This window comes from Arthrobacter sp. KNU40, assembly GCF_051515115.1.
Classification (GTDB): domain Bacteria; phylum Actinomycetota; class Actinomycetes; order Actinomycetales; family Micrococcaceae; genus Arthrobacter.
The window spans coordinates 361,370-384,946 of the sequence record NZ_CP195850.1; the positions used below are offsets into that span (position 1 = coordinate 361,370).

Below are 23,577 nucleotides of genomic sequence, written 5' to 3' on the forward strand. Positions count from 1 at the left end.
GGCCGCCGTCGGGCGTTTCTGCCGGCTGCTCCGTGCCAACCGGCGCGGCCCGAGTCAAAGGCGCTGGTAACGGGAACGGAACAAGGAATAGATACCGTAGGCAATGAGTCCAAGGCTGACGAACCCCAGCACCCATCCGCCGAAGGGTTGTTTCAGGAAGGCCTTGAGCGCCGAGTCGAGGCCGCCTTGTTGGGAGGGGTCGTGCGCCGCTGTGGCGATCAGGATGAGCAAGCCGACGGCGCCGAGCGCCACCCCTTTCGCGCAATAGCCCACCACGCCAAGCACCGTAAACGCATCTCCCAAGGCCCCGGACGGTTTTCCCCTCAAGTTCTTTTCGTACCTGCGCGTGATTCCCATGAAGACGTATGTGCCGGCGGCTGCCAGCAGCGCCACCCCGATGATCACCAGGAGGACGGTGCCGGGAGTGCTGGACATGAGGTCTGCGCTGGTCGAACGGGATTTCTCGCTGCTGCTGCTTGGACGGCTGAGCGCAAAACTGCCGAAAGTCACTGCGGCCACAGCGAAGACGATCGCCTGCCCGGCCGCCTTGAGCCGATTCATCCAGCGCTTGGAGCTGTCGCGCCCGCTCCACCCCATCACGGCGTCGCTCGCCATGTACAGAGCGAGGGCGCCGCAGGCCACAAGTCCCGCCCACAAAAGAACGACGCCGCCGGGCGTGGCGGCCATCTGGCCGACCGCACCGCTTTGGTCGGCTTGGCCGGATGAGCCCAGCGCGATTCCGAGGGCGATGATCCCGATCAGAAGGTGTATCAGCCCTAAGGCGACAAAGCCGGCCCGCGCCACGATCCTGACGGTCCGTGAATCCTTGGCGTCGTCTACGGCATCTCCCACCGAATCGGCGCCCCGGGATACGGCATTGCCAGCTTTGTTCATATGATCGTCCGCGCCCATGGAGCTCCTTTGGTCTGTCCTCATCTTGCCACCGTGGGCTCCCAAGCGGGAGGGCGCGCGACCACTGGATACGATGGGCGCATGTGGATCGCGTGGATCGAGTTCGACATCCTCCTGGGCGAGGTGCACAGCCTCAAGGAGAAACGCTCTCTCGTGCGCCCGCTGATCGCCGAGTTGAAACGGCGTTTCGAGGTCTCTGCCGCCGAGACCGGGCACTTGGACCAGCATCGGCGTGTGCTCATCGGCGCAGGCGCAGTGGCAGCAGACAGGGCGCATCTCGTGGAGGTGCTCGACGCCGTCGAACGCTTCGTTGCCGCGCGCCCCGAACTGGAGCTGCTGAGCGCCCGACGCCGGGACCTCCACAGCGAAGACTGAAAACACAACGCGGGGTCACTTACGGCCCATCCCGAGGGGATTCTTGGGCCGTAAGTGACCCCGCGTTGGGGTTACCGGAGCTTAGCCGAAGTACTTCGGCAGGGTGGCCTCGTGGGCTTCGTTGAGGGCGTCCAAGGAGAGCTCGTCGACGCCGTTGATCTCCAGCTTGCCGCCGGCAGCGTCGACGACGCCGATCCGGAGGTGGGCGAAGCCGCGGGCAGTGCACATGTCCTTGAAGCGGATTTCCTCGGAGCGCGGAACGGACACGATGGCCCGGCCCTGGGACTCGGAGAACAATGCGGTGAACAGGTCCACGCCGTCCCGCTCCACGAGTTCGTCCAGCGCAATCCGGGCGCCCACGCCGTAGCGAAGTGCGGACTCCACCAGCGCAGCGGCAAGGCCGCCCTCGGAGAGGTCGTGCGCGGCGTCGATCATGCCGTCGCGCGAAGCGTTGATGAGGATTTCGCCGAGCTGGCGCTCGATGGACAAGTCAACCTTCGGCGGCAAGCCACCGAGGTGTCCGCGCAGGTTGGACCATTCCGAACCGTCCAGCTCTGCAGCCGTGGTGCCCAGCAGGTAGATGGCCTGGCCATCTTCCTTCCAGCCCGAAGGCGTGCGTCGCGCGACGTCGTCGAGCTTGCCCAGCACTGCAACCACGGGGGAGGGGTGGATCGGCACGGTACCGGTCTGGTTGTACAGCGAGACGTTGCCGCCTGTGACCGGGACGCCCAGCTCCATGCACGCATCGGACAGGCCGCGAATAGACTCGGCCAGCTGCCACATAACATCCGGGTCCTCGGGGGAACCGAAGTTCAGGCAGTCGCTGACGGCCATCGGGACGGCGCCGGAGGTTGCGACGTTGCGGTACGCCTCGGCCAGTGCCAGCTGTGCGCCGTGGTACGGGTCGAGGTACGTGTAGCGGCCGTTGGCGTCAGTGGCCAGGGCAACGCCAAGGCCGGTTTCCTCGTCCACGCGGACCACTCCGGCATCGTCCGGGAACGCCATGGCGGTGTTGCCGCCGACGTAGCGGTCGTACTGCTTGGTGATCCAGGCCTTGCTGCACATGTTCGGCGAAGCAATAAGCTCGGTGATGGCGGCAGCCAGTTCCCCGGACGTCGAAGGGCGCCCGGCGTCCTGCACGGAGCCCGTGAAGGTGTCGGCCTGCACGGAATCCTGCCATGAGGGGCGGGCGAACGGGCGGTCGTAGACCGGTCCGTCGTGGGCAACAGTGCGCGGGTCGACGTCGACAATGACTTCGCCTTCCCACGTGATGATCAGCCGGCCGGTGTCGGTCACTTCGCCCAGCCAGGAGTACTCCACGGCCCACTTGTCCATGACCGCTTCGAAAGCGGCGATGTTCTCAGGGGTGACTACCGCCATCATGCGTTCCTGCGACTCGGACATCAGGATTTCGCCCGGGGTCAGGGTGGGATCGCGGAGCAGCACGGAGGTCAGCTCAACCTGCATACCGCCGTCGCCGTTGGAAGCGAGCTCGGACGTGGCGCAGGAGATGCCAGCGGCGCCGAGGTCCTGGATACCCTCAACCAGCGAACCCTTGAACAGCTCCAGGCAGCACTCGATGAGCACCTTTTCGGCGAAGGGGTCGCCTACCTGGACGGCGGGGCGCTTGGACGGCTTGGTGTCGTCGAAGGACTCCGAGGCCAGCACCGAGGCGCCGCCAATGCCGTCGCCGCCGGTGCGCGCACCGAAAAGGACTACCTTGTTGCCCTTGCCGGAGGCGTTGGCCAGGCGGATGTCTTCGTGGCGCATGACGCCGACTGCCAGCGCGTTGACCAGCGGGTTGCCCTGGTACACGGAGTCGAACACCATTTCGCCGCCGATGTTCGGCAGGCCAAGCGAGTTGCCGTAGCCGCCAATACCGGCAACGGCACCATGCATGACGCGGGCCGTGTCCGGGTGGTCGATGGCACCGAAACGCAGCGGGTCCATCACGGCTACCGGGCGGGCGCCCATCGAGATGATGTCCCGCACAATGCCGCCGATACCGGTCGCGGCACCCTGGTAGGGCTCCACGAACGACGGCGAGTTGTGGGACTCGATCTTGAACGTCACGGCCCAGCCGTCGCCCAAGTTGGTGACACCGGCGTTTTCGCCGATGCCTACGAGCATGTCCTTCTTCATCTCCTCGGTCACCTTTTCGCCGAACTGGCGCAGGTGGTTCTTCGAGGACTTGTAGGAGCAGTGCTCGCTCCACATAACGGAGTACATGGCAAGCTCGGCGCCGGTAGGCCGGCGGCCCAGGACCTTCACGACCTCGTCGAACTCGTTCTGCTTCAAGCCGAGTTCGGCCCAGGGAAGCTCGGTGTCCGGCGTCTTAGCCGCGTTCTCCACCGTGTCGATGTTGAACTTCTTGCCGACGGTTTCAGCTGAGGTAGTCACTGTGCGCCTCCCACGATCTTGTTCAGGACGGAGGTGAAGAAGCCCAAGCCATCCGTGCCGGCGTTGGACTCAGGACCGAATCCGGGCTCCACCGCGTGCTCCGGGTGCGGCATGAGGCCCACCACGTTGCCGGCGGCGTTGCTGATGCCGGCAATGTCGCGGCGAGAACCGTTCGGGTTCCAGCCGACATAGCGGAACACGACGCGGCCCTCGGCCTCAAGGGCGTCCAGGGTCTTGTCGTCGGCGATGTACTGGCCATCCTGGTTCTTCAGCGGAACCGTGATTTCCTCGCCCGCCTCGTAGTCCGAGGTCCACACCGTCTTGTTGTTCTCCACGCGCAGCACCTGGTCGCGGCACAAGAACTTCAAGTGGTCATTCTTGATCATGGAGCCCGGGAGCAGGTGCGACTCGGTCAGGATCTGGAAGCCGTTGCAAATACCCAACACGGGCAGCTTGGCGTCGCTGTTGGCGGCATCGATGATCCGGGACATCAGCGGAGCGAAGCGGGAAATCGCGCCGGCGCGCAGGTAGTCGCCGTAGGAGAAACCGCCCGGGATGACGACGGCGTCCACGTCGGCCAGGTGGGTGTCCGCATGCCAGAGCGCGACGGCGGTGCCGCCTGCGAGGCGGACCGCGCGGGCGGCGTCGCGGTCGTCAAGGGTGCCGGGGAAGGTGACGACGCCGATCTTGGCCCCAAGCAAATGGGGTTCGACGGCCACAGGGGCTCCGCCGATCAAAGGAAGTTCAGTCATGTCAGGCCTCGACGACCTCGACGTTGACGACGTCTTCGATCACCGGGTTGGACAGCAGGGTCTCGGCGGCCTCGCGAGCCTGGGCGAGGATGGCATCGGTCACCTCGCCGTCGACGGTCAGTTCGAAGCGCTTGCCCTGGCGGACTGCGCTAAAGCTGGTGAAGCCGAGGCGGGGCAGTGCGCCCACGATGGCCTTCCCCTGAGGGTCCAGAATCTCGGGCTTGGGCATGACGTCGACGACGATCCGGGGCATCCGGTAACTCCTGTGCGTGAGCGTTGGTTAAACCTTGGTTAAAGGCTGCCGCGGAGTGGTGCCGTCTCACGCCGGAACTGCCTCCAAACAGCGTTCAGCAACAGTGTTTAGCGGCAGGGTCTTACGGAATAAGGGGGGCGCTCCGCGAGCTTGCATGCCCATTCTACCGGCCAAATCGCTACATACCCTATTTGCGGGAGATCGGTGAAGAGGTGGCTACCAAGCAAAAGGTACGCGCCAATTCGCGGCGGCGCCCCGCCGTCGTCGGGGGTATTCAACGCCCGACGGCGGCTCCGGGCACTGAACGACGGCGGCTCTGGCCGGGGGTGGTTTGCGTCACTAGGATTGCGGCATGGCCGAAAACGCTAAGTCGATGGTTTTGCCCGTAGTCCTTGCCGCTGTTTTCGCCGGCCTGGGCAGGGTGGTTTTCCAAAGGATCATGGCGGACCGGGCTGCCCGGGAAAACCGCATTTCCGTCCCGCCGGATGCTTCGACAAGGGCCAAAATCAGCGACGCGCTGAGAGGGATCCATTCTTAGCGCGGCCCGGGCCGCTGACACCGTCTGGGGCGCAATAGGGTACGCGCAAATGCGCTAATCCTCCGGGTTAAAGGCGCGTATTCGGGAGTAGCTTGGAATTACTGTCTAGGAAATTCCCCGTCCAACAGGAGGAGCAATGACCGAACACGTCGCCGAAGTGTCCGCATGCAGCGTTGGCAGCTGCGGATTCAACCATCATGGCTGCACCGCCTACGGGATTACGATCGGCGGAACCGCGGATCACGCTTCCTGCGCCACCTTCATTGACACCGCGCTCATGGGAGGACTCCCCAAAGTCCTGGCGCATGTCGGTGCCTGCCAGCGCTCGGAATGCACCCACAACAACAACCTCATGTGCGAGGCCCACGATGTCCGGATCGGCCCCGGTGCCGAAGCGGCTGATTGCTTGACGTACCAGCACGCCTGAGGCTCCTTTCAGGCCGCCTTCGTGATCAATATCTGAATGTCCGCACGGCGGGCACGTCCCCTTCCGACGGGGGCGTGCCCGTTGCTGCGTGCGGATGTATTCTGATGCCGAATGACATGACAAAAAACGTGAAATGTGTCCTATGTCATATTCAGCTATCACTCTGTACTCTTTGAGTCGGCTGGGCTTTAGCTGATTACAGGAACTGTCAATCGGTGCCCGTCCTAAGTTGATTGATCTTGACATGACCGCCACGATCGCCCGGAAAGGTGCAATCACTCGTGAATTCACAAGGAAAGAGCTTCATTAGAAGCGGGGGGCTTCGAAAAGCTGCGGCGTTGGCAGTTGGACTACCGGTTCTGCTCTCCTCGGTGGCTTTGACACCCGCTCATGCTTCGCCCGCTTCCGGCTCAACGGCCTTCGGATCAACGGTTGCGGGGGTTGCCCGGAATGTCGACCCCAAGTCTTATCAGGATGGGCGCTACGTAGTGGTGCTGGCAGAGAAGCCGGCGGCCACTTACGACGGCGGAACTCCCGGCTATGTGCCCACCAAGCCGCAATCCGGCAAGAAGCTTGACGTCGGCAGGGCCGAAGTGAGGCAGTACCAGGCCCACTTGCAGCAGAAGCAGCAGGACGTGGCCAAGCAGCAGGGCGTGAGCATCAATCGCGACTACACCACAGCCATCAACGGCTTCAGCGCCACCCTTTCCGCGAACCAGGCCGTCAATCTCGCGAAGAACCCCGACGTCCTCCTCGTTGCCCCGGACACGCAGTCCGCTCCTGACTACTCCACCACCGATTTCCTCAACCTCAGCGGACCGAACGGCGTGTGGAATACCCAGTTCGGCGGCCAGGATCAGGCCGGCAAGGGCACTGTGGTGGGCGTCATCGACACCGGCTACACGCCCACAAGCAAGTTCTTCGCCGGCGATCCCGTCCAGCCGCTGGTCGGGGACCCCCAGGTGGGCGTCCCGTACCGCACGAGTGACGGCAAGATCGCCATGCTGAAGGCCAATGGAGATACCTTCGTAGGCGAGTGCCAGAAGGGCACGGACACAGGGGCAGCGTTCGACGGAACTGCCTGCAATTCCAAAGTCCTCGCCGCGCACTACTTCGCAGATGCCTTCCTTAAGACGGTTCCGCCAGCCCAACGGGCACCCCAGGAACAGATCTCGCCCATCGACGTCGTGAGCCACGGTACGCACACGGCCAGCACCGCCGCTGGCAACTCCGGTGTGGAAACATTCGTGGATGGCCGCAGCTTCGGCAAGACAAGCGGAGTGGCACCAGCTGCCAAGCTCTCGATCTACAAGGTCTGCTGGGAAGACACCGACCCCAATACGGGCGGTTGCTACAGTTCCGCGGCCATCGCCGCCATTGACCAGGCCGTTGCCGACGGCGTGGACGTCCTGAATTACTCCATTTCCGGCGCTACGGACACCACCACCGACCCTGTCTCGCTCGCGTTCCTCTCTGCTGCGTCGGCCGGGATCTTTGTGGCGGCGTCCGCCGGTAACTCGGGTCCGCAGGCCAGTACCGTCAACCACGGCGCACCCTGGATGACCACGGTTGCGGCTACTTCCTTCTCCCAGGAGCTCCAGGGAACCGTCGAATTCTCCGACGGCACCAAATTCCGCGGAGCGAGCATCATGAACCACCAGGTGAGCGGGGCCGGCGTCGTGCTCTCTGCCAACGCCGCCTCAGGTGCCGGTAACGCGGCACTCTGTGCGCCTGGATCCCTGGACCCGGCGAAAATCGCCGGCAAGGTAGTGGTGTGTGACCGCGGGGTGGTTGACCGCGTCGCCAAGAGCGCCGAGGTGCTCCGCGGTGGCGGCGTGGGCATGATCCTCGTGAACCTCGCCAACTCCTCCTTGGACACCGACAAGCACGCGGTGCCCACCGTCCACGTGAATCCTCCGGCCTCGCAAGCCATCAAGGACAAGGTCGCGGCAAGGCCGGGACTTACTGTTTCCCTGGTTGACCACGACACCACCGGTCTTCCGCTCGAGGCCCAGCCGCAGATCGCCGGATTCTCCTCCCGCGGCCCGCTCCTCGCCACCGATTCGGATCTCCTCAAGCCGGACGTCTCGGCTCCCGGCGTTGCCGTGCTGGCGGGTGTTTCGCCGATCGGCAGCAAGAGTGATGAGTACGGATTCATGTCCGGTACCTCCATGGCATCCCCGCACATTGCAGGTTTCGGAGCCTTGATCCTGGCGAAGAATCCCGATTGGTCACCGGCGATGGTCAAGTCGGCCATGATGACGACGGCGAGTGACGTCAAGCTCGCCGATGGAAGCAAGAACCAGGACGTCTTCGCTACCGGTGCAGGAGAGATGAACCCTGCCAGCGTGCTGGAACCGGGCCTGGTCTACGATGCCGGAACCGAGGACTACCTGAAGTTCATCCAGGGCACCGGCGTTGATCTCGGCAAGCCGGGACTTGGCTCGACACTGCCGCGCGACATGAACCTTCCGTCGTTCGCCCTGGGAAACCTCGCGGGCAAGATCGCGGTCACCCGCACTGTCACGGCCCTGACCCCGGGACAATACCGGGCAACAGTCAACGTCCCCGGGGTTGACGTCAAGGTCACCCCGTCTGTGCTGAACTTCAACGAAGTCGGCCAGGAGAAGACCTTCACGGTGACCTTCGAAAACAAGAGCGCGCCACTGGGTGCTTTCGCGATGGGATCGTTGAAGTGGGAAGGCGCCAACAAGTCGGTGGTCTCTCCGATTGCGGTCCGTCCGCAGTCGGTGGTGGCCTCCAAGAGCGTCGCCTTCACATCGCAGCAGGCAAGCGGATCCGCGGACATCAACATCGTCTCCGGTTCCGATTCTCCGACGGCCGTGACCGTTGACGGCCTCTCGAAGGCTGACTCCTCGGCCGCGGAGCTGGTTCCAGGTCCAGTGAATGTGGCGAACGATGCTTCGAACTTCGTCAAGACCGCCACCGTTCCCCCTGGAACGGCGTTCGCGAAGTTCTCGGTGATTTCTTCCGATCCCACCGCGGATTTCGATCTGTATGTCCTGTCGCCGTCGGGTCAGTTGTTCACGGCAGCGACACCGAGTGCCAGTGAGTCGCTCTCGCTCGACAACCCGCAGCCTGGGACCTACACCATCATCGCGAACCTGTTTGCCAGCCCCAACAACCGGCCCACCAAGGCCAGCGTTGATGCCGCGATCCTGGGCGCAAACCAAGGCAACGCCACCGTCACGCCCAACCCGATCAAGATGAAGAACGGCAAATCCGGGAAGCTCACCTTCGCGTGGAACAACCTGACACCGGGTTCCTACATCGGCCGACTCACCTTTGCCGGCACCAGCTCGCCGACGTTTGTGTCCGTCCTGGTCTCGGCAAATGGCAGCGTTTCCGTGGTGCCGAAGGATGACCAGGAAGGCGAGCACGGCAAGGCCAAACTGCAGAATGACGGGGAGGACCAGTCAAACAACGCCCTTTAGTGCGGCAATGATCGTCTGACAGAAATGCAAGGCAGCGGCCGGCGGGATATCCCGCCGGCCGTTTTCTTCGTGACCCCCGGACGCCCGCTCACTTATATGGCCCTTTTGGCGGACGCTCGCTCACTTTTGAACCTTAACGGTGGAACCCTCTTGCAGATGATGTGAGCGGGCGTCCGGCCCGGGATGGTTATATGTGAGCGGGCGTCCGGCCCGGGACGGTTATATGTGAGCGGGCGTCGTTAGATGTTTCCTGTGGATCCTGCCACGCCGCCGAGGAGTGCTGCCATGGTGCGCCAACGGGCGATCTCACAGCCGTCAGTCCGGCTGAAGCGGCTACTCACTTCGCGCCCGCGGAAGCTGCCCGTAACCGTTGCCACCTGCGGACCGCCGTATTGCTGGGTGCAAATACGGTCCGGCCGGGGAACCGGAAAGAAGATCTCTTCGCCGAATTGCTCGACGGCGGCAAGTGCCGCGCGGGGGTCCGGAAGGGTCGAGCCTTCGGAGACTTCGCCGCCGGAGCCGAGCAGGACGAACTCATAGTCCGCCGCGCCTGGTGCCTCCGTCAGCGTGATGGTGAGTTCGACGTCGTACTTTCCATTGCTTGAAGTCATCGCTGTCCTTCGTGAGACGGTGTTGGTACGAGGAGTTCCAGGAGCGGTTGCACTTCGTCGAGGACCCGCGCACGGAGCGCCTGGGCCTCTGCGGCGAATGCCCTCTGATACTCAACGTACTCGGCCTTGCCTTGTGGTGTCTCGATCCTGATGGCCGGATATCCCCACTCTTCGAGGTCATAGGGGGAGGCCTGCATGTCCATGGCCCGGATCCGCCAGGACAGTTCGAAGCAGTCCATCACCAGATCGCTCGGCAGGGCCGGTGTCAGTTTGTACGCCCATTTGTAGAGGTCCATGTTGGCATGAAGGCAGCCGGGCTGCTCCATGGTGCGTTGGTTGTTCCGCGTGGGGGTGAGCTCATTGAGCGGGATGGCGTCCGGAGTGTAGAAACGGAAGGCGTCGAAGTGCGAGCAGCGGATCCGGTTGTCTTCCACCACGGTGTCTGTGCCTTCGGCGCCGAGGCGCAGCTTGAGGTACTCGTGGCGAAGATCGAACTTGTCCTGGCGGTAGACCATGGCCCACTCGTGCAGTCCGAAGCAACCAAACTGGGCGGGCCGCGCGACGGTTCCGGAGAGGATGATGCCGGCGAAGCGGAGGGCTTCGGTGCGGTCGGCCGCGAACTTGCGGCGATCGAAGATGACCGCAACGGTACGGGCGGGCAGACCCGCGGCCGCCAGCGCGCCGTCGTCGAGCGCTCGGTAATACTTCCACCCGGCCCGCTCCGCCGCTTTCGGGCCGGAGAGCGCGACGCCATCGCCCGGGTGCCAGCGCAGCAGCTGGCCGGGCTTCTGGGTGTAGTAGGTGAAGAGGAAGTCTTCGACGGGATGCTTCTGGCCTGCGGAGCGGCGGGCCAAGTATGGCTTGGCGTAGCGTTCGACGCGGGCGTGGTGGGCGGCCTCCAGCGCGAGCCATTTCTCTTGCGGGAGGTGCGTGTATTTAAGCTCCGGCACCGCTTGAACCAATGATGTCGGCGACGGCGGCCCAGGCGGAAATTTCGCAGCCGTCCGTGAGCTTGTAGGAGGACTCGACGCCCACGCCATCAACGGCCCCGGTGACTATTGCCGTCTGGGGTCCGCCGTAACGCTGGTCGCAGACCTGGTCGCTAGAGCGCGGCGTTCGCGTGAGGAGGGCGGGGTTCTTTTTCAGGGCGGCGCACGCAGCGGCTGCGGTGGGGTGGTGGCTCTCCGCGGAGGGGACACCGCCGGTGCAGACGAGCGTGTAGCTTTCCGGGGCTGCCGTAGGGGAGAGCTTGACGATGATCGAAAGCTCGGCTTCTCCGCGGCCGGGTGAGCTGGGCGCGGTGGGGGAGAACGAAGGGGTCGGTTTGCCGCTGGGAGACGCCGTTTCGTCAGGCAAAAGTCCGGTAGGGCTGCTCGACGGCGAGGACGACGCGCTGCTGCCAGGCGCCGGGCTGGTGGGCGAACCGCCTCCGGCGCCGGGCGTGCAGGCGGCAAGACCAGCGACAGCGAGGATGGCCAGCACTGACCGGACTATTCGCAGACGCATGGGGGTTCTCCTTGATTTATGCCAGTTTATCGCCCGTACCGGCAGCAGGGTGTTGCGTGGCTGCGATGAGGCCCGTCATCGCCCGGTGCAGTTCCGCTACTTCGGCGCGCGTGAGTTGGAGCCGCTCCATGATGGTTCCAGGCACAGCCGTCGCCTGTTCCCTGAGGGCGGCGCCGGCTTCGGTCAAGGTGATGGCGAGGGCCCGTTCGTTTCCGTGGATGCGGTTCCGGGTCACGAATCCTGCTTCTTCGAGCCGGCGCAGGATCGGTGAAAGAGTGGCTGGCTCGTGCAGGAGTGCCTCGCTGATTTCCTTGAGCGTGCGCGGGCTGCGTTCCCATAGGGCGAGCATCACGAGGTACTGCGGATGGGTCAGCCCCATCCTTTCAAGCACCGGTTTGTAGACGCCCACCACGCTCCGCGACGCCACGGTCAGGGCGAAGCACAATTGACGCTCCAGCAACAGATCGTCTTCCGGCGGGGCGGTGGTTTCAGGGGCAATGGGTGTGCTTGCGGCAGCCATGGTTTGCTCCGTTCCGTGTGGGCGACCGATCCGTACCGGCCGATAGTTAGTGCACTAATTGTTAGTGTACTCTTAAACCACAACATCCTTTTGAGAGAGGGTAGACCAGGTGGCCAAAGAGACCATGACCCAGAGATTCATGCGTGCAACCGGCAAGCTGCGGATCATTTTCGGTCCGGCGCACAGCAGTTCCCTGAATCATGAAATGACCGAGGAGAACAAGCGCCTCCTCGCGAGGCGCCAGGCCGAAGCGCAGCAGTGGGAGACCGTCCGCCGCCCGGATGGCAGCACCTACGTGGTCCCCAAGAACCCGGACGACAAATCCCTTCGCTAGTCCCTTGCCGGTGTGGGCCCAGTTCCTGCCTCTCACCGATCGACGCCGACCCGGGCCTTTTGCGGGTTCCGGGCGTAAAATTGGCCTCACTGGAACCACTCAGCTCCAACCGTACGGCTGGACCTCGCAGCGGGGAAGGAGGTGGGAATTGTGGGACATGCACTCGATAGTTTCATGAGGGTAACCGATCGGCTTCGCTTCTGGTTCGGCCCGGCAACCCGGGGCGACATTGATACGCCCGTAGTCCACAAGCATGACGACTTCGAGACGGCGTCGGAAGAAGACCTGGGGCATTTCGTCGTCGAAACGGACGACCAGGGCCACCACTACGGAGTCCGCAAGGAAAGCGCCTGAAGCCGCGTGCGGGACCAAAAGCCGCGGGAAAGCAAAAGAACCGGAGCCAAAGCTCCGGTTCTTTCACGTTAAAACACTTCAGATTTAGACGGCGGTGCCTGGCTGTGCACTCCCGACGGCGTCCGCTAGACGGCGGAGGGCGTCTAGCGGCCGGTGCCGCCATAGACGGTTGCCTCGGCGTCGCCGTCGAGATCGAACGCCTTATGGATGGCGCGAACGGCATCATCAAGCAGATCGGCGTGCGTGACGACAGAGATGCGGATCTCCGAGGTGGAAATCATGTTGATGTTGATCCCGGCGTCGGAGAGTGCCTTGAAGAAGGTCGCGGAGACGCCCGGGTGCGAACGCATCCCGGCACCGATCAGCGAAAGCTTGCCGACGTTCTCGTTGTATTCGATGCTTTCGAAGCCGATTTCAGGCTGCGCCGCACGGAGGGCAGTGAGGGCGTCGGCGCCTTCGACGATGGGCAGGGTGAATGAGATGTCCGTGCGGCCGGTACCGTGCGTGGACACATTCTGGACGATCATGTCGATGTTCGAGTGCGCCTTGGCGATGACCTGGAAAATTGCGGCGGCCTTGCCCGGGATGTCCGGGACGCCGACCACGGTGACCTTGGCTTCTGAACGGTCGTGTGCAACACCGGAGATGATTGGCTGCTCCAAGGCAACTCCCTCTTGAATCGTGATCTTGTCATCGGCGCTGGGCAGGACCCAGGTGCCTTCGTTCTGGCTGAATGAGGACCGGACGTGCAGGGGCACGCCGAATCGGCGGGCGTATTCCACGCAGCGCAAGTGCAGGATCTTGGCGCCGGAAGCTGCCAGTTCCAGCATTTCCTCGCTCGAGATACGGTCGATCTTCGTGGCGGTGGAGACCACGCGGGGGTCCGCGGTGTAGATGCCGTCGACGTCGGTGTAGATTTCGCAGACGTCCGCTTCGAGCGCGGCGGCGAGGGCCACAGCGGTGGTATCGGATCCGCCGCGGCCAAGGGTAGTGATCTCCCTTGTGCTGCGGGTCATGCCCTGGAAGCCGGCCACGATGGCGACGTGCCCTTTGTCCAATGCGGTTCGGATGCGGTGGGGGTCGACGTCGATGATGCGGGCCTTGCCGTGGATGCCGTCCGTGATCATGCCGGCCTGCGAGCCGGTGAACGACTGGGCGGAGGCGCCGAACTTGTTGATGGCCATGGCGAGCAGGGCCATGGAGATGCGCTCGCCTGCGGAGAGGAGCATGTCCATCTCACGAGCGGGAGCAGAATCGGTGACTTGGGCGGCGAGATCCAGGAGTTCGTCCGTGGTGTCTCCCATGGCGGAAACCACTACGACAACCTCGTTGCCGGCCTTTTGTGCGTCAACCACGCGGCGGGCGACACGCTTGATGCCTTCTGCATCGGACACCGAGGAGCCACCGAACTTCTGCACGATCAGCTGCTTTGTCTTGGCAGCCGGCGCGGTCAGGTCTTCGGTTTTCACATCGGTAGTGGGCAAACTCATGCGCGCACCCTCACTGCATCAATTGGGGATCGTACGTTGCGTGGCCAGGTAGCGGCATAGCTACGTGGCTTATGTGGCCAGTTTATCGCCGGGCGCGGCGGGCGGGGGAATTGTGACCAAATCTCGGCCTTTGCGTGCATGCCCGGCGGTTTCGGCTTGGCGTACGATCAAGAAATACGCAGCCTGCGGGCATGTGGGCTCACGGGAATTGAAGCGTACTTGTTCTGTTTGGGGGAAACAGGTGAGTAGAGCATGTCCATAGCTGAAAGTTCAAACGTTCCGGGCAGTGGCGCCCTCGGAGTATCCGCCGAAGGCGTCTCACGCCGCTTCGGTACGGTCCACGCCGTCGAACACATCGATTTCCATGCGCCGCCAGGGAAGGTCACGGCGCTCATTGGTCCCAACGGGGCTGGCAAGACGACGCTCCTCCTCATGCTTGCCTCGCTTCTGCGGCCCGACTCCGGGACCATCCGGATCAACGGGCTGGACCCCGTTCACGACAGCGCGGCCGCGCGGCTCCGGATCGGCTGGATGCCGGACACACTCGGTGTATGGGAGTCCTTGACCGCCCGGGAAATCCTGGTCCAGATGGCGCGCTTCTACCGTCTGCCCAGGGTCGGTATCGCCCCGCGTGTTGCCGGGTTGCTCGAGCTTGTCAGGCTGGACACCCTTGCCGACCAGCCGGCCCGCGTCCTCTCCAGGGGCCAACAACAACGGCTCAGCCTGGCCAGGGCCCTCATCCACGACCCCTCTGTGCTTCTGCTCGACGAGCCTGCGTCCGGCCTCGACCCGGGATCCCGGGTGGAGCTCCGAATCCTGCTGCGCCGCCTGGCCGGGGAAGGAAAAGCCGTGGTGGTTTCCTCCCACGTGCTCAGTGAACTCGATGAAATCGCGGACGGAGCGGTGTTCGTCAGCCAGGGCCGCACCGTGAAACAGCAGACCCTCGAGGAGGCCGCCCTGCAGGGCCGGCGCTATGCCATCACAGCCCTCGACAACGAGGCCCTCACCGCAAAGCTCAACGAACTGGGGCTGGAACACCGCGTTGAGGCGGGCCGCCGCCCGTCGGTCACCTTGCTGCTGACGCACGACGACGGCGCTGCCGCCCTCTTGGGCGAACTCGTCCGGTCCGGCATCGGCGTGGTTTCCTTCGCCCCGGCAGCCGGTGCCCTCGAAGAGACGTACATGAACCTGGATACGGAGAGGCCATGAGCAACGTGAATGACACCGTGCCGGGACCAGCGGAACCGCAGGGAGCTACGGGTGGCGGAAACGCCGTCGTCGGCTATCTTAGCGGGATCCGCGACGTTGTGGTCCTTGAGATGAAACAACGCTTGCGCTCCCGCGGCTGGTACATCATGTTGGGCATCTGGTTCTTTGTGATCGCAGTAGTGACATGGCTGACCTGGCTAGCCTGGAACGCCAGCATGGAAGCGCGTCGTTCGACGATGCCGCCGTCGGCACTGGCGCAGCAGGACGGTGCCGGGTCCATGATCTTCGAGGTCGTCTTGGCTTTCGTGCTCCTGTTTGCCCTGCTTGTGGCGCCCGCGCTGTCCGCCAATGCCATCAACGGCGACCGCGCCGGAGGCACGCTCGCCATCCTGCAGATCACTTTGTTGACCCCGGGCCAGATTCTCTGGGGCAAGTTCTGTGCGGGGTGGCTAGCGGCACTCGCCTTCCTCGCGACGAGTGCCCCGTTCCTTGTCTTCGGAATGTTCCAAGGCGGGCTGACCCCGGGGCACGTGGTGGTTTCCTTGCTGATGCTGGCGGTGGAACTGGCCGTTGTCTGCGGGATCGGAGTGGGGATTTCCGCGCTTGCAGGGCGGCCCTTGTTCTCGATCGTGGTGAGCTACTTGGTAGTTGCCGCACTGGTGGTCGGATCGTTGATTTCCTTCGGACTGGGAACGCAACTGGCGCAGGGCACGGTATTGGCCAACTCTCCCGTTGGCCGTGGTGTCTTGTATGCGCCGGTGCAGCCGAGTCAGCAGGGGCAACCGCTTGAACCGGCGCAGCCGGCCTATACCTGCGAGGGTCCCTTGGTGGAGCACCCGGCCGCCCGGACCGAACGCGTGGCGTGGATGCTCGCGTTGAATCCCTACGTGGTGGTGGCCGACGCCATTCCGTATCCGGACCGGAACGGGTCGGCGTTCTATTCGGTCGGCATGATCGAAGGCATCAGCCAAGGCGCCAGGTCCGCGCTTGCTGGCCCGGACCACTCCTACCTATGCGCAAACGGCGTGCCGCAGCCGCAGTACCTCAAGCAGACGACGCCCTTGTGGCCACTGGGACTCGGCCTGCAACTGGTCCTGACGGGGCTGCTCATGTGGCTCGGCTGGCGTTCGCTGCGGACGCCCGCAGGCCGGTTGGCCAGCGGGACGCGGATCGCCTAAGCCGCTACATGAGGGCGTTGCGGCGACCCTCGAAGGCCCTTCCCAGGGTAACTTCGTCCGCGTACTCCAGGTCTCCGCCCACCGGGAGGCCGGACGCAAGCCTGGTGACGGTGATGCCGATCGACTTCAACATGCGGGCCAAGTAGGTGGCCGTCGCTTCGCCTTCAAGGTTGGGGTCGGTCGCGATGATGATTTCCTGGATGGCGCCGTCGTTGAGCCGGGTCAGAAGCTCGCGGATACGGAGTTGCTCGGGCCCGATTCCGGCGATCGGATTGATGGCGCCGCCGAGGACGTGGTACCGGCCGCGGAAGGACCGTGTGCGTTCCACCGCCAGGACGTCCTTGGATTCTTCGACCACGCAGATCACGGAGGGGTCGCGGCGCGGATCGCGGCAGATGTTGCACAGCTCCTGCTCGGTGACATTGCCGCAGACCGTGCAGAACTTCACGCGTTCCTTGACTGTGGTGATGGCCGCGACCAGCCGCTTCATGTCCTCGGGATCGGCCTCAAGGATGTGGAAGGCCAGGCGCTGCGCTGACTTCGGCCCGACGCCGGGGAGCCGGCCGAGCTCGTCGATCAGCTCTTGTACTGCGCCTTCGTACACAATGTCCTCGTTCGTTTGGTGTGGACGCCGTCGCTGTTCGGCGGGCGTCGCGGTTTGGTGGCACCTTACTCGGGCGCCGGCGGGCTCTTAGACAGGGTTCCTTGAGGTTCCCCGCCGAACACCTTGCGGGCCCACGCAGGGTGTTGGGACGGCGTCTCGTTGTTAGCGGCGCATGCTGTCCAGTGACCGTTCTTCCAGTAGCTTTCCGCCCAGAATACGCTCGACGGCTGCGCGTCCAAAGACTCCCGACTCCTCGATGGTTTCATCGTCGGCACTCGGAATGTCCTCCACCACGCTGCCAGGCGCGACGGTTGCCCGTGCCGGTGCTTTCTCACGGCCGGCCATGGCTTCCGGGCTGTTCGAAAGCCGTTGGTAGAGGCTCTGCTTCCCGGTTCCCGAAGGCACCGGCACTGTTGCGGGGGTTGATCCTTGGGCAGGGGCGGGTGCAGGCGAAGGCGCGGGTTCGGCCGCCGGCGCGGTGGCCGGTGCCGGCACTGCAGCCTGCGGCTGGTTTGGAATCTGCGCTGCGGCAGGTTCATAGACGGGACTGGGTGTCGTCGGGGCAGATGAATTGGCGTGACCGTCAGGATCGGCAGAGATGCCCGAAGCTGTGGAGCCAACGTTGGACTCCGTGCCGACCACCCAGGAACCCGGCGCGTGCTCGACAGCCTTCGACCATGGATCTTCCGGGGCCTTGGACTTCTTCTCCGAAGATGCTTGGGTGGAGCGCTTGCTCGTGGGGGCAGAGGTGGCGGGGGCTGAGCTGTTCTGCGCCGAATCAGCGCGGGGCGAAGGGGCTGGCGAAGGTGCGGCCGGCTCCCAATCCATGGGCGGTTCTTCGTCAAGCGGGGGAGCGTCTTCGTCCCGCGGGGGACCCCAATCATCGTCCGAGTACGAGTAGTCCGCGGCCAGGTCTGTCGGTGCCGTTGGGGACGACGCAGTTGCTGCGGCGGACGATGCCGGGGCAGCTGCCGAAGCGGAAGCCTGCGCACGGGAAACGGTTTGGGTCGGAGCGGCCTCGGGGGCTGGTGCCGGGACGGCCCTTTCGGCTTCCTGGGCGGCAGGGCTTTGTGCCGCAGGGGCAAGTCCCCATGCGCTGTCCACGGCGGATGACACAACGGGAGAGGCGCCACCGCCTACAGAGGGCGTCGGGTCAGCCGGTGCTTTTGGGTTTGGTTCAGAGCTACCTGAGCTGTTGCCGCCGACGACCGAAGTGATCTGGCAGTCGATGCCGATCGTCTTGTGGATTGCCTGGCGAAGGTTCTCGGCATGGTCTGCTCGGCTGAAAGCGCTCGCAAGGCCGTCAGTGCTGAATGCCAGAGTCAGAAGTTGGCCGTCGAACTGCGCCACCTGTGCGTTCGCTCCGACCAGAGCCCAGCTGCTGCGCTTGATCTTGGTCAGCGTCTGGAGGATCTCGGGCCAAGCCCGCCGGATCACCTCGACATCGGCGCCCCCGGTGGCGGGCCGGGAGGGTTGTGCGGGGGCTGACGGTTGTGCGGGGGCTGACGCCTGGGCCCGGGCAGGCTCGGGCGTTTGGCTAGGCGCGGCCGTTTGAGCTGGTGCGGCCAGGGACTGGGTCCGGTCCTGATCTGCCGCTGGTTGAACGGATGGCGCCTGGGCAACCGGGCGCGCAGGGGGAGCTTGAGCAGGAAGCTGACCAGGAGCTTGGGCAGCTTTTTCGGGAGCCGGACGGCTGGCCTGTTGCCTGGATTCATCCACGGGCCAGTCAGTAGTGGAGACCTGTGGCGGTGTCAGTTGTTCCTTGGACGGTTCGCCGGAGGCAGGCGAACGGCCGGGCGCGGGAGCCTCAGCGACCTCGGATGGCGAGGGCGCCGGTGGCACGGGCGCTGGTGAGCCGGGCGGTGGTGAGGCGGGAGCGGGACTGGCGGCCGCCGTCGGGCGCTCCACTGCTTGATCCGCCGGGCGGGCGGGCGGCGCGGCGACAATCGAAGGAGCCGCGGCAGCTTCCGGCGGCGTTTGGGCTTCCCCGGGAGGAAGTGCCCCGCCGTAGTTGAGGCGGCGTTCGACGCGGTCGATCCGGGCGGCGATGCCACGTTCGGTCTGCTCGGAACTGGGCAGCAGGATGCGGGCGCAGAGCAGTTCGAGATGCAGGCGGGGCGAGGTGGCGCCGGTCATCTCGGTAAGCGCGGTGTTAGTGACGTCCGCGGCACGGGAGAGCTCAGCGGCACCGAGGTTGTTGGCCTGGCTCCGCATGCGGGCGATCTGGTCCGCCGGCATGCCGCGGAGGATGGCTTGGGCGCTTTCCGGCATGGCCTGGACGATGATGAGGTCGCGGAACCGCTCCAGCAGGTCCTCGACGAAGCGGCGGGGATCGTGCCCGGTTTGGATGACACGGTCCACGGCACGGAAAACGGTGGCGGAATCGGACGCGGCGATTGCCTCGACGACGTCGTCGAGCAGTGAAGCGTGGGTGTATCCAAGAAGCGCGACGGCGAGTTCATAGTCCAGGCCGTTGGGTCCGGCGCCGGCCATGAGCTGGTCAAGTACGGAGAGGGAATCGCGCACCGACCCGCCGCCGGCCCGGATGACGAGGGAGAGCACACCGGGAGCGACGGGCACATTCTCCTGTTGGCAGAGAAGCTCGAGGTACTGCATCAGCGGCTCGGGCGGCACCAGCCGGAAGGGGTAGTGGTGCGTGCGTGAGCGGATGGTGCCGATGACCTTGTCCGGCTCCGTGGTGGCGAAGATGAATTTGATGTGTTCCGGCGGCTCTTCGACGATCTTCAGCAGCGCATTGAAGCCGGCAGATGTGACCATGTGGGCTTCGTCAATGATGAAGATCTTGTAGCGGTCCCGGACCGGGGCGAAGGTGGCGCGTTCGCGAAGATCTCTGGCGTCGTCAACGCCACCGTGGCTGGCGGCGTCGATCTCGATGACGTCGAGCGAGCCGGAGCCGCCGCGGGCCAGCTCAACGCAACTGTTGCATTTGCCGCAAGGAGTGTCTGTGGGCCCTTCGGCGCAATTGAGGCAGCGGGCGAGGATGCGGGCGGAGGTGGTTTTTCCGCAGCCGCGCGGGCCGGAGAAGAGGTAGGCGTGGTTGACCCGGTTTTTGCGCAGGGCCGTCATGAGCGGCTCGGTGACGTGTTCCTGCCCGATAACGTCCGCGAAAGAATCGGGGCGATATCTGCGGTAAAGCGCAGTAGTAACAGTCACAGGGGAAACCTACCTATAGGGACTGACATTTAAATAAGAGACCCCTCATGCACCCGCCAGAGCCCATCTACCCTTGCTACCTTCCGGTCCTGGGGGAGTTCAACAGGATGACGCCACATGAGGGGCCGTCGACAAGCTTACCCGAAGTTTTCGAGCCCTCCGAATTTGCGGACATGTGCCTTGTGAGCGCCAAAAAATGGACATGTCCCCTTGATGCTCGGTGGTACCAAGGGGCATGTCCCTTGTGTGAGCCAAGGACTGGACATATTGGGATTATGTCCAGTGCTCGCTAGCAGGGGAGGGCATGTCCAGTGGTTAGCGCCAACCGTTCACTGGCCACGTCATGAATGCGGGCTCCTCATATGGGTGGGCTGAGCGTAGGGCCTGCACTACGGCGTCGAGCATGTCCGCTTCAACTACGCACTCGACCCGGATTTCCGGTACGGTCTCGCCTTGCCCCACGGCTCCGACGAACGGCTGTGCCCCTGGCAATGGAGTGAAACGTCCTGTGCCGGGAGTGGTGAAGGAGCAATGCGAATAGTCGCCGATTCTGTCCGCCCCGGCATCGCCGATTGCGGCCAGCAAGGTCTCGCTGTGTGACACCGGGACGTAGACGACGAGGGCGTGTATCTGGCTCATGGCACCATCCTGCCAGCGGCCGCCCAAAAACAGGTCAAAGGATGGTTTCTGATCTCCATTGCCAAACCGCTGAACGCAGCGGACTATGGGTATGTACACCGATTGGGGCAATCTCAAGATTGTGAGCTGCAGGGCCTGGTTTCAGGGGCTGGACCCAGCAGCTCAACGGAGTGCCGGAGGAATGGACGCATTGGGGGCGTCCATTTTTACGTTTAAGCGCAGGGTGGGGCGGCTCGGCACGATGAAAGTCCCGATTGGGCGATGCTGAAATTCTCGGGTACAGTGGAGTCTGCTTTTGATTCAGAAGCATGGAGAATTCGCCTAGCGGCCTATGGCGCACGCCTGGAACGCGTGTTGGGTTAACGCCCTCGGGGGTTCAAATCCCCCATTCTCCGCGTTTGTGGTGAGTCGAGACATCCTTCATGGATGAGTCGGGTCATCGGTAACACCCCGGTCTTCGGACCGGGGTGTTTTTCTTTGTCTGGGTTGGTAGCCGCGGGCGGGGTCGATGGTGAGTTCGCGGATGATCTCTCCGGTGGCCGTGTCGCTGATCGTGACGTCCGTGTCGTGGATGAGCATCAGGACGTGTTTGCCGGCGTAGGCCCGCCCGATGCCGATGTGGCGGAGCCGTCCGGCGTGGCGGAGGGTGAGTTTCCCGAACCGGTCGACGCGGTCGATGCGGCGGCGCCAGTGGTCTCCTTGTTTCGCTCCGGACGGTGCTGCTTTGGGGGTCGCGGTGTAGGCCTCGTGCGGTGTTCTGCGGTTCAGGGCCCGGTGGGGGCGTTCGTGGTTGTAGATGTGGCGGAACTTGTCCAGTTGTTCGTACAGGTCCGCCAGGGTGTGGGCGCGGGGCTGGCCGGTGAGCCATTTCTTCAGGGTCTGATGGAAGCGTTCGATCTTTCCCTGGGTCTGCGGGTGGCTGGGTGAGCCGTTTTTCTGGGTGATGCCCAGGGCGTGGAGCTGGTGTTCGAAGGCGTTGCGCCCCCCTTTTCCGCCGGCCAGGCGGGTGGTGTAGACCATGCCGTTATCGGTCAGGGTCCAGGCCGGCAACCCGTGTTCCGCGGCGGCGGCCAGGAAGGTGGACACCACCGCAGTGACGGTGACGGGCGTGAACGCGGCGCAGGCGAGCAGGTAGCAGGAGTGGTCATCGAGGAAGTTCAAAATCTCGGTATCGGTCCCGTCGGCCAGGGCCCAGTGGGTGAAGTCGGACTGCCAGGTTTCGTTGGGCTGGTGCGCCTCGAAGCGGTGCAGGGAGGACTTCGGGCGTTTCTTCGGCTCCGGGGCGATCAGGCCCGCGGTGTGCAGGATCCGGCGGATCGTGGAGATCGACGGCGCGTGTAGTCCTTCACGTCCAAGGTGCCAGGCGATCGTCACGGGCCCGGCGTCCAGGCCGGCAGCGTCCAGTTCCCGCCGCAGGGCCTGGACCCGGCCGGTGACAGCGTCGGTGGTTCGGCGCGGGTTGCTCAGCGGGCGTTTGGACCGGGGCTCGACGGCGTCGATGCCCCCTTCGGCTTCGCGCCTGAGGAGTTCATGGACCCAGCGGCGGCTGACTCCATAGCGGCGGGCCGCATCCGCGACGCTCAGGCCCTGGTCACGGACTGCAAGGACGATCACTTTCTGCTTCGACATGAAACATGCTCGCCGCGCCCGGGGCGTGAACGATGTCCCGACTCACCGGTGAAGCGTCAACCGGGAACGATGACCCGACTCATGTGTGAACTATGTCGTGAAACTACACACCCCATTCTCCGCGTTTGGCCCCGGTCTTTTGGACCGGGGCCTTTTTGCGTTCCGGCTCTATTCGAATTGCCCCTGCGGGCAGAATGATCGTGCAGAATCCGAGGGCGCCAGCCAATCAACCCCTGCCCTACATCCGTTCCGCAGCCACCCGTTCCAGCACTTCGCGGCACGCCAGGATTGCCGGGTGGATCCGGCCGGCGGTGCGCGTTGAGGTGAAGACTGTCCGCTTCGGGAGTCCCGGCAGGTCAAGCAGTTGGACCGGCGTGGTCCGCCCCGTCCAGACGAGGTCCGGCATGAGGGCCACGGCATTGCCGGACTCGATGAGCCGGATTTGCGCTTGGAGGTCGGCGGTTTCGTAGCGGACGTCGGGCTCGAAACCGGCGGAACGGCATGCTTGCTCCGCCCAGTGCCGGGACGCCGCGCCATGCGGTTCCATGACCCATGGCAGCGCAGCCGTGTCCGCGAGTGAGGAGATCGATTCGCCGCCAAGGCCAATCGGGGGAGTGGCCAGCCTGATGGCGTCGCTGGTCAGGGTTGCGCGGTCCAGGCCGGGATGGTGCGGTGCCGCGTGTCCGGGGTATTGCTCGGCCACCACGATGTCGAAGTCGCGGGCCCACGTTTCATAGAGCGCAGTCTCGGGTTCGCGTTGGATCATCTCTACGCGCACTTCGGGGTACTCGCCCTTCATGATGGTGAGGAAGTCCGGCATGAGGGCCAGGGCGGCGGTTTGGAACACGGCCAGCCGCACTGTTCCCGTCACTGTGGAGAGAGACGCCGCGAGATCCGTCTCTGCCCGCTCGAGGGTGGCCAGCAAGGATGCCGCGTGCTCCACAAGGATCTCGGCCTGCGCCGTCAGCTGCACGCGTCGCCCCGACTTTCGCAGCAGTTTCACGCCGGCTTCCTTCTCCAGCAAGGTCAGCTGCTGGGACACCGACGACGGGCTGTACTTCATCGCGTCGGCCACTTCTGCGAGCGTTCCGCGGATCTTCAATTCGTGCAGCAGGCGCAGCCTGCGGACATCCAGCATTCGGCTCTCCAGAAGGGTCGAGAAATCTAATGAATATTCTTCAGAAAAGATCGCTTTTCCTAATCTGATTGTAGATCCA

Annotated in this window: 22 protein-coding genes, 1 tRNA gene and 1 other RNA gene; 9 read left to right on the forward strand and 15 right to left on the reverse strand. The window is 64.2% G+C overall.

What is annotated here, in order from left to right:
• Nucleotides 1–54 precede the first annotated feature (54 nt).
• Entirely contained in the window at nt 55–912 is an 858-nt protein-coding gene (locus ACSKT0_RS01785; RefSeq protein WP_437772240.1) for a DUF1206 domain-containing protein, read from the reverse strand.
• A gap of 81 nt (nt 913–993) precedes the next feature.
• Between ACSKT0_RS01785 and ACSKT0_RS01790 the strand changes: the two genes are divergently transcribed.
• The gene (locus tag ACSKT0_RS01790) at nt 994–1,287 is read left to right on the forward strand and encodes a DUF503 domain-containing protein (protein ID WP_236814542.1); all 294 of its coding nucleotides are present in this window, start codon (nt 994–996) and stop codon (nt 1,285–1,287) included.
• Between the two features lie 81 nt (nt 1,288–1,368).
• On the opposite strand, the gene purL is transcribed toward ACSKT0_RS01790, so the two are convergent.
• From purL to purS, 3 genes are read right to left on the reverse strand one after another with little or no spacing between them, the layout of a single operon-like run.
• On the reverse strand, nt 1,369–3,687 hold the full coding sequence (gene purL, locus ACSKT0_RS01795) for a phosphoribosylformylglycinamidine synthase subunit PurL (RefSeq protein WP_236814546.1): 2,319 nt from the start codon (nt 3,685–3,687) through the stop codon (nt 1,369–1,371).
• The gene (purQ, locus tag ACSKT0_RS01800) at nt 3,684–4,439 is read right to left on the reverse strand and encodes a phosphoribosylformylglycinamidine synthase subunit PurQ (protein ID WP_437772241.1); all 756 of its coding nucleotides are present in this window, start codon (nt 4,437–4,439) and stop codon (nt 3,684–3,686) included. The genes purL and purQ overlap by 4 nt, the downstream gene beginning before the upstream one ends.
• A 1-nt stretch (nt 4,440) precedes the next feature.
• A complete protein-coding gene (gene purS / locus ACSKT0_RS01805; protein ID WP_028265707.1) occupies nt 4,441–4,692 on the reverse strand; it encodes a phosphoribosylformylglycinamidine synthase subunit PurS in 252 nt (83 codons plus the stop codon).
• Between the two features lie 352 nt (nt 4,693–5,044).
• Here purS and ACSKT0_RS01810 point away from each other — a divergent pair, with 352 nt between their 5' ends.
• The 3 genes from ACSKT0_RS01810 to ACSKT0_RS01820 all read left to right on the forward strand — a co-directional run bounded on the left by ACSKT0_RS01810 (nt 5,045) and on the right by ACSKT0_RS01820 (nt 9,112).
• Entirely contained in the window at nt 5,045–5,230 is a 186-nt protein-coding gene (locus tag ACSKT0_RS01810) for a hypothetical protein (RefSeq protein ID WP_437772242.1), read from the forward strand.
• A gap of 136 nt (nt 5,231–5,366) precedes the next feature.
• Nucleotides 5,367–5,657: a DUF1540 domain-containing protein gene (locus ACSKT0_RS01815; RefSeq protein ID WP_345449533.1), complete on the forward strand. Its 291-nt coding sequence runs from the start codon at nt 5,367–5,369 to the stop codon at nt 5,655–5,657.
• Between the two features lie 305 nt (nt 5,658–5,962).
• On the forward strand, nt 5,963–9,112 hold the full coding sequence (locus ACSKT0_RS01820; RefSeq protein WP_437773947.1) for a S8 family serine peptidase: 3,150 nt from the start codon (nt 5,963–5,965) through the stop codon (nt 9,110–9,112).
• Between the two features lie 239 nt (nt 9,113–9,351).
• Here the strand turns inward: ACSKT0_RS01820 and ACSKT0_RS01825 are convergent, their stop codons facing one another.
• From ACSKT0_RS01825 to ACSKT0_RS01840, 4 genes are read right to left on the reverse strand one after another with little or no spacing between them, the layout of a single operon-like run.
• Nucleotides 9,352–9,723, reverse strand: coding sequence for a serine protease inhibitor (locus ACSKT0_RS01825; protein WP_437772243.1), 372 nt, complete (start codon nt 9,721–9,723; stop codon nt 9,352–9,354).
• The gene (locus ACSKT0_RS01830; protein ID WP_437772244.1) at nt 9,720–10,763 is read right to left on the reverse strand and encodes a 3-methyladenine DNA glycosylase; all 1,044 of its coding nucleotides are present in this window, start codon (nt 10,761–10,763) and stop codon (nt 9,720–9,722) included. The genes ACSKT0_RS01825 and ACSKT0_RS01830 overlap by 4 nt, the downstream gene beginning before the upstream one ends.
• The gene (locus tag ACSKT0_RS01835; protein ID WP_437772245.1) at nt 10,660–11,229 is read right to left on the reverse strand and encodes an SSI family serine proteinase inhibitor; all 570 of its coding nucleotides are present in this window, start codon (nt 11,227–11,229) and stop codon (nt 10,660–10,662) included. The genes ACSKT0_RS01830 and ACSKT0_RS01835 overlap by 104 nt, the downstream gene beginning before the upstream one ends.
• Nucleotides 11,230–11,245: 16 nt before the next feature.
• The gene (locus ACSKT0_RS01840; protein ID WP_437772246.1) at nt 11,246–11,749 is read right to left on the reverse strand and encodes a MarR family winged helix-turn-helix transcriptional regulator; all 504 of its coding nucleotides are present in this window, start codon (nt 11,747–11,749) and stop codon (nt 11,246–11,248) included.
• 124 nt (nt 11,750–11,873) lie between these two features.
• Here ACSKT0_RS01840 and ACSKT0_RS01845 point away from each other — a divergent pair, with 124 nt between their 5' ends.
• Nucleotides 11,874–12,083, forward strand: a complete 210-nt coding sequence (locus ACSKT0_RS01845; protein WP_437772247.1) for a hypothetical protein — start codon at nt 11,874–11,876, stop codon at nt 12,081–12,083.
• Nucleotides 12,084–12,257: 174 nt separating this feature from the next.
• The gene (locus ACSKT0_RS01850) at nt 12,258–12,437 is read left to right on the forward strand and encodes a hypothetical protein (RefSeq protein ID WP_437772248.1); all 180 of its coding nucleotides are present in this window, start codon (nt 12,258–12,260) and stop codon (nt 12,435–12,437) included.
• A 143-nt stretch (nt 12,438–12,580) separates the two neighbouring features.
• On the opposite strand, the gene ACSKT0_RS01855 is transcribed toward ACSKT0_RS01850, so the two are convergent.
• Nucleotides 12,581–13,927 (reverse strand): aspartate kinase, encoded by a 1,347-nt coding sequence (locus ACSKT0_RS01855; protein WP_437772249.1) that lies wholly within the window; start codon nt 13,925–13,927, stop codon nt 12,581–12,583.
• Nucleotides 13,928–14,179: 252 nt separating this feature from the next.
• On the opposite strand from ACSKT0_RS01855, the gene ACSKT0_RS01860 reads away from it, so the two are divergent.
• A complete protein-coding gene (locus ACSKT0_RS01860; protein ID WP_437772250.1) occupies nt 14,180–15,136 on the forward strand; it encodes an ABC transporter ATP-binding protein in 957 nt (318 codons plus the stop codon).
• Nucleotides 15,133–16,314, forward strand: coding sequence for an ABC transporter permease (locus ACSKT0_RS01865; RefSeq protein WP_437772251.1), 1,182 nt, complete (start codon nt 15,133–15,135; stop codon nt 16,312–16,314). The genes ACSKT0_RS01860 and ACSKT0_RS01865 overlap by 4 nt, the downstream gene beginning before the upstream one ends.
• Before the next feature lie 4 nt (nt 16,315–16,318).
• Here ACSKT0_RS01865 and recR read toward each other — a convergent pair whose 3' ends face one another.
• The 4 genes from recR to ACSKT0_RS01885 all read right to left on the reverse strand — a co-directional run bounded on the left by recR (nt 16,319) and on the right by ACSKT0_RS01885 (nt 20,731).
• On the reverse strand, nt 16,319–16,918 hold the full coding sequence (gene recR, locus ACSKT0_RS01870) for a recombination mediator RecR (protein ID WP_028265726.1): 600 nt from the start codon (nt 16,916–16,918) through the stop codon (nt 16,319–16,321).
• A gap of 162 nt (nt 16,919–17,080) precedes the next feature.
• Complete coding sequence (locus tag ACSKT0_RS01875; RefSeq protein ID WP_437772252.1) at nt 17,081–20,092, reverse strand: DNA polymerase III subunit gamma and tau; 3,012 nt, start codon at nt 20,090–20,092, stop codon at nt 17,081–17,083.
• Nucleotides 20,093–20,125: 33 nt separating this feature from the next.
• An RNA gene (gene ffs / locus ACSKT0_RS01880) (signal recognition particle sRNA small type) lies at nt 20,126–20,222 on the reverse strand.
• Between the two features lie 185 nt (nt 20,223–20,407).
• Nucleotides 20,408–20,731: a hypothetical protein gene (locus ACSKT0_RS01885; protein ID WP_437772253.1), complete on the reverse strand. Its 324-nt coding sequence runs from the start codon at nt 20,729–20,731 to the stop codon at nt 20,408–20,410.
• A gap of 310 nt (nt 20,732–21,041) precedes the next feature.
• Here ACSKT0_RS01885 and ACSKT0_RS01890 point away from each other — a divergent pair.
• Nucleotides 21,042–21,126, forward strand: a tRNA-Ser gene (locus ACSKT0_RS01890).
• A gap of 25 nt (nt 21,127–21,151) precedes the next feature.
• On the opposite strand, the gene ACSKT0_RS01895 is transcribed toward ACSKT0_RS01890, so the two are convergent.
• Nucleotides 21,152–22,360, reverse strand: a complete 1,209-nt coding sequence (locus ACSKT0_RS01895) for an IS481 family transposase (protein ID WP_437771122.1) — start codon at nt 22,358–22,360, stop codon at nt 21,152–21,154.
• 238 nt (nt 22,361–22,598) lie between these two features.
• The gene (locus ACSKT0_RS01900; RefSeq protein WP_437772254.1) at nt 22,599–23,498 is read right to left on the reverse strand and encodes a LysR substrate-binding domain-containing protein; all 900 of its coding nucleotides are present in this window, start codon (nt 23,496–23,498) and stop codon (nt 22,599–22,601) included.
• Nucleotides 23,499–23,577: the final 79 nt, after the last annotated feature.